We start from the raw sequence: 1,354 nt of genomic DNA, 5'->3' as shown, positions 1-1,354 counted from the left end.
GCGGCGCGCCGGGCGCCCGACGGCCCCCTCGGCGCCTTCCTGCGGACACCGCCGCCGAGCCCCGCCACGCCGCTCGACGAGGTGCGACTGCTGGCCGTGGACGTGGAGACGACGGGCCTCGACCCGCGACGTGACCGGGTCGTGTCGGTGGGATTCGTCCCGGTCGACGGGGACCGGATCGTGCTGCGCGGGGCAGGCTCGATGGTGCTGCGGTCGGACGGCCGGTCGGGGGACGACGGCGGGGTGGGCCAGAGCGCCACCGTGCACGGCCTCACCGACGACGAGGTGGCGCGCGGGTCCGGGGTCGCGGAGGTGCTCGACCGGGTGCTCACCGCCCTGACCGGACGCGTCCTGCTGGCGCACTACAGCACGATCGAGATGGACTTCCTCGGCGTGCTGTGTCGGCGCGTGTACGGGGTACGCCCGCCGCTCGAGGCCGTCGACACACTCGACTTACAGCGACGGATCCTCAGCGGAGGGATCGACATGGGGTTCACGGCGGATCCCGATCCCGACGATCTGCGCCTGTGGGGTGCCCGGGGACGCTACGGACTGCCCCGGTACCGCGCGCACGACGCGGCCGTCGACGCGCTCGCCTGCGCCGAGCTGTACCTCGCTCAGCTGGCCGAGCTCCGGGACCGTGGGGCGCGCGTCCTGCGTGACCTCCGTACGCCCTAGGATCTCGGTATGCGTCTCGCCCGTATCGCCCATCCGCAGGGGTTCGCCTTCGTCGAGGTCCGTGGGGACGTCGCCGACCCTGCCTCCCTAACCTGTGCCGAGATCTCCGAGCACCCGTTCGGCACCCCCGAGTTCACCGGCCGGGAGTGGCCGCTGGCCGACGTGCGTCTCCTCGCGCCCATCCTGGCGTCGAAGATCGTGTGCGTCGGCAAGAACTACGCCGACCACGCCGAGGAGATGGGTTCGCAGGCCCCCGCGGAGCCGCTGATCTTCCTCAAGCCCAACACCTCGGTCGTCGGCCCCGAGGCCGCCATCGCGTACCCGCCGAGCTCCGAGCGGGTCGACCACGAGGGCGAGCTCGCCGTGGTGATCGGGCAGCCGTGCCGCGACGTCGCCGCCGCCCGCGCGCACGAGGTCATCCTGGGCTACACCTGCTCGAACGACGTCACCGCGCGCGACCAGCAGCTCTCCGACGTACAGTGGACGCGCGGCAAGGGCTACGACACCTTCTGCCCGCTCGGTCCGTGGATCGTCACCGACCTCGACCCCAACGGTCTCGACGTCCGCACCACTGTCACGCACGAGGACGGGACCAGCGAGCTGCGCCAGGACGGCAACACCTCGCAGTTCATGCACACCGTCGGCGAGATCATCGAGTACGTCAGCCGGGTCATGA

2 protein-coding genes are annotated in these 1,354 nt (G+C 71.8%); both read left to right on the top strand.

Going from position 1 to position 1,354, the window contains the following annotated elements:
- Positions 1 to 678: exonuclease domain-containing protein (locus G6030_RS15290; protein WP_241724394.1), on the top strand; the 678-nt coding region annotated here is incomplete at its 5' end.
- A 9-nt stretch (positions 679 to 687) separates the two neighbouring features.
- Positions 688 to 1,354 (top strand): fumarylacetoacetate hydrolase family protein (locus tag G6030_RS15285; RefSeq protein WP_182643699.1); only part of this gene is annotated, 667 nt, incomplete at its 3' end.

The sequence above is a fragment of the Dietzia sp. E1 genome, assembly GCF_014145015.1.
Lineage (GTDB): Bacteria > Actinomycetota > Actinomycetes > Mycobacteriales > Mycobacteriaceae > Dietzia > Dietzia cinnamea_A.
Note: the sequence above shows the minus strand (reverse complement) of the source record. Positions and strands in the feature narration are given on the sequence as shown.